Genomic DNA, 4252 nt, shown 5'->3' with positions numbered 1-4252 from the left:
CTGGAGGACATCGCCGTCGCAGCGGAGCTCTATCGGATCGTCGCCGGTACAGCTGGACATTAATTCACAAGTCGGGCAACCGGTGGCGCGGACGTTCGTCGTCGGGATTCGTTTGAGGAGGCAACACGTGACCTATCAACGCATCGAGATTCCTCTCCCATCACCTGCACCTGGCGTCGCACTCCATCTGACGGCGCATCGGTTCGGCGGAGCCGATAGCGGGCGCAGCCTGTATCTGCATGCGGGCTTGCATGCCGACGAGCATCCCGGTCTGCTGGTTCTGCAACACCTGGTCGAGTTGCTGCACGTACTCGATAGCGCCGGCCGGATCCATGGCCGTATCACTGTCGTGCCGTACGCCAACCCGATCGGTCTGTCACAAAGACTATTCGGCCCGGTGGTTGGGCGATTCGACTTTGAGAATGGGGAAAATTTCAACCGCAACTTCCCGTTGCTGGATCAAGCAGTAGCGAATCGTATGCGCGAAGCGGATGCGCGCAGCCTCAATCGATCCGGGTGGAAGCACTATTTCCGCGGTTTGCTGGGCGGGCGTGACGATCTGAGTCCCACTGCGGCGATGAAGCTTGAACTGGCAAGACTGGCATTAGAACACGACATCGTTCTCGATCTGCATTGCGATACCGACGCAGTCGCTCATGTGTATGCGTCAGCCCTGCAACGTGAGCGGGCTGTGAGATTGGCTCGCCAAATCGGAGCACCGGTCGTGCTGCTCGAGCCGTCCCAGAGCGGGGGAGGAGCATTCGATCAGACGCACTCGAGCGCGTGGGGGGCATTGCAGCAGGCTGGCGTATTCGGTGTGAACGAGAGCGGCTTTTCGGCGACGATCGAGCTGCGTGGCCAGACGGACGTCAACGATGAACTCGCGCTCGATGATGCGAGACGTCTGCTTCATTTCGCCGAATCCGAAGGCATCTTGTCCTTGCCAGAGGCGGATAATGCCCAACGTTTGAAGGCGTCGCCCAACGTATTTCCACTCCAGGGGGCTGCCCACGTACGGTGCGCGTGTGCTGGCGTGATCGTTTATCGACGCGCGCCCGGAGAGCATATCGTGGCTGGAGAGACGTTCGCAGAGATCGTCCGTCTCGATGGCGAAGGAATCAATTCGCGCATCCCGGTCGTTAGTCCGATTGACGGCGTGATGGTCGTGCGTCAATTGCAAAAGCTTGTGCGGCCTGGCCAACGTGCAGCTTTGATCGCGGGAGATTTGGCGCTCGAAGGGCGCGATCCCGGCAATTTACTGCTCGATTTTTAAGCGCTTTCTCACGCAGTTCTAACCGATCGCGGGTAAAGACCGAGTCATGGAAATAGAGGATATACCGCTGCCTGGATCTGCGCCGGGGTTAAGCCTGTCGCTGCGTGAATATGCATTCGGGCCGAAAGACGCCGACTGTTCTCTTTACGTTCAAGCCGCATTGCACGCTGGCGAGGTACCTGGACTGCTTTTGATCCAGCATCTGCTCGAACGTCTCGTGACGCTGGAGCGCCTGGGGGCTCTGAACGGTCGTATTGCCGTGATGACCTGGGCGAATCCCATCGGTATGCAGCAGGTCGTTGGCGGAACGCTCACGGGGCGCTTTGATTGCGCGGGAAGTGGCAACTTCGATCGGCGCTTTCCGGATGTTCGTTTGGAGGTTCTGCGGCGGATTGAGGCCGGCGATCACCCCAGAACGCTCCACGAAGTGAAGGCGTGGCTGATGGCGATTGCGGCGCCTGACACCAAAGGTGCAGACCCGGTCGACTACCTGAAAGCGACGCTTCTATGCCGCGCATTTGCGCACGACATGGCGCTCGACCTGCATTGCGACAAGACGGCGATCATGCATGTGTACAGCAATTGGGCACAGGAAGAACGCGCTACTGCGCTGGCGAGGTGCCTGAAATCTCCGGTGTTGCTTCTTGAGGAACATGCCGGCGGCGGCACTTTCGACCAGGCATTCCACGACACGTGGCTCGCATTGCGACGAGGCGGTCTGCCGTGTGAATCCCGGCAGGGGTTTTCGGCCGTTATCGAGTTGCGTGGACAACGCGATGTATCTGATGAGCTGGCGATTGGCGATGCCGACGCGTTGCTCGACTTCCTGCGTATCGAGGGTTTGGTCGTTGACCGGGAGGCAGTTGCGCAACGCTCTGCACCGGTTATCGCAGCGCTCGAAGCGGTCGATCATGTGAAGGCGACGCAGTCAGGGATCGTCAGTTGGCAGGTGGGCCCAGGGGAGTACGTCGAGCGCGATTCCGTGATCGCGGAAATTGTAGGGGTAACGCCATGTCACGCTGCGCGCCGCGTGGAAGTCCGGGCGCGGACGAACGGAATTCTCGTCGCACGGATGCATGTCCATTTCGTGCTCGCCGGGCAGCGAATCGCCATGATGGCAGGGAGTGAGACTGTTCCTGGTCGCGTTGCAGGTGCGCTTCTACCCGACTAGTGGTTGCACATCAGTTCTTCGCGCTCAGCTTCACTAAGATTCATTTTGCCCATGCACTATTAGATCAGTGCAATTTCATTGGTTCAATGGACTGATATGACTTCACGTGTCAATGGGATCGGTTTTCAGCTTCTCGAGTACATGTCATGTGAATTTCCTGAGGGCGACGTAGCAGTAAATCTCGACGGTGGATCACACTGATATTCGCGGGTTGGCTACCGCATTACAGAGGTCCGTCCAACGAGCCTGCCGCTATCTAGCGTCGCAAATCTGGATGTTGTCCGTTGCGTAGTCCATTCGCGGGTCACTCGCTCGCGTGCCGGGCTACGTCGCCTTCAGGAAACTCTTCCTCCAGTGGTTAGGGTGAGGTCAACGGGGGCTCAGGTGTTGCATTACGCCGTGTGCACCTCGCGCGGTACAGCGAGCGACATCGCCAGCCGACTGATGTCCCAGATGAACCCGCTGAGTTCGCGGGCGACCGCGACCACCGCGATATTCTTCTGCTTGCCGCGAGCGATGAGCTTGCGATAACGCCGGCACAGTCGCACCTGCGCGTCCCAGGCGCGATCGATGATGGGCTTGGGGATGCCTTCATGTCGCCGCTGGATCTCGGGGCTCACACGTGCCGGGTGCCGGTAGCTCCAGGCGGCCTCGACTAACAGCTTTCTTGCATAACTGTTACCCGTCTTGGTGATGCTGCCCTGGCGCCGTTTGTTGCCGGAGGAATGTTCTGACGGGGTAACGCCGAGCCAGGCCATCAGTTGGCGCGGATGCTCGAATCGCGAGAGATCGCCCAGCTCGGCGAGCATGCCTACGGCCGTAGTGAACTGCACGCCGCGCATGGCCTGCAGGCCGGGGACCGCCGGATAGAAGCGCCAGTTGAGGACTGCCTCGCGCAGGGCGGCCTCGAGACGATCGCATTGCGCAAGGCGGTCCTCAATCGTGCGCCGAAGCTCGTCAAGCGCGAGTTGCTGCCAAAGGTTGTCGAATGAAAATGCGCTTACCCAGCGACGGTGCGCGGCTCCCCAGTCGGCACGACCCACATAGCGCACGCCATGCGAGAGCAGGAAGGCCTTCAGTCGTTGTCGCGCACGCTTCATATCGTCTTTGGCGCTCACCCACGCACGTGCCAGATCCCGAAACGCTTCATCGTCTACCGTGGGTACGTACACGGCTGACAGGTCGCCGGTACGGAGCAACCGCACCAGCTTGACGGCGTCGCGTCGATCGGTCTTGACGCGCTCGCCTGGCTTTCTGGGAATCAGTGACGGTGCGCACACCATGCAGTCAAAGCCCTTCTGCACGAGCTGACGGTAGAGCCCATAGCCGCACGGACCCGCTTCGTAGACGACGCGTACGTGGCGCGCTTTGGACTGCATGCGTTTGCACAGGCGATCGATGTCGGTCTGCGTCGTCCCCATCCTGCCAAGCAGTTCGACCTCGCCCGAACCGTGCGCGTACGCGACCGTGATCGAGTCCTTGTGAACGTCCAGGCCGACGTATAGCGTGCTATCGTGTTCCATGCTTTGCGACACGTGTCGCCGTCTGCCGGACGTAAACCGGTTGAGGTATTGGATGGCAAAGCTCTTCCCTGTCTTGTCACACTCCGCCGCCATTGCTATTTGCGGCAGAGGCTGTGACCTGCTGTACGACCAGCAGTTGCCTACCAAGACATGCGCGATGGGTAACTTTCGGGTGTGAAGCTCTTGGGACAATGTACTTTTCGAATGACGGCTCAACTCGGTGACGGGGGGCTGACACTGCTAGCAGCGATGCGGTGTGAAGGCTAGGCAAGTTCCGAATGCACA

Annotated in this window: 3 protein-coding genes; 2 read left to right on the top strand and 1 reads right to left on the bottom strand. The window is 59.8% G+C overall.

Translation table 11 applies throughout. The features are described from left to right. The first annotated feature begins 127 nt into the window (after positions 1 to 127). Entirely contained in the window at positions 128 to 1273 is a 1146-nt protein-coding gene (locus E1N52_RS43045; protein WP_165979593.1) for a succinylglutamate desuccinylase/aspartoacylase family protein, read from the top strand. Between the two features lie 46 nt (positions 1274 to 1319). Continuing rightward, positions 1320 to 2444 carry a succinylglutamate desuccinylase/aspartoacylase family protein gene (locus E1N52_RS43040; RefSeq protein ID WP_133191153.1) on the top strand — a complete coding sequence of 375 codons (1125 nt, stop codon included), beginning with the start codon at positions 1320 to 1322 and terminating at the stop codon, positions 2442 to 2444. Positions 2445 to 2836: 392 nt separating this feature from the next. Here E1N52_RS43040 and E1N52_RS43035 read toward each other — a convergent pair whose 3' ends face one another. Further along, the gene (locus E1N52_RS43035) at positions 2837 to 3967 is read right to left on the bottom strand and encodes an IS110 family RNA-guided transposase (protein ID WP_133191157.1); all 1131 of its coding nucleotides are present in this window, start codon (positions 3965 to 3967) and stop codon (positions 2837 to 2839) included. Positions 3968 to 4252: the final 285 nt, after the last annotated feature.

This window comes from Paraburkholderia guartelaensis, from assembly GCF_004353905.1.
In the GTDB taxonomy this organism is placed as follows: Bacteria; Pseudomonadota; Gammaproteobacteria; order Burkholderiales; family Burkholderiaceae; genus Paraburkholderia; species Paraburkholderia guartelaensis.
Note: the sequence above shows the minus strand (reverse complement) of the source record. Positions and strands in the feature narration are given on the sequence as shown.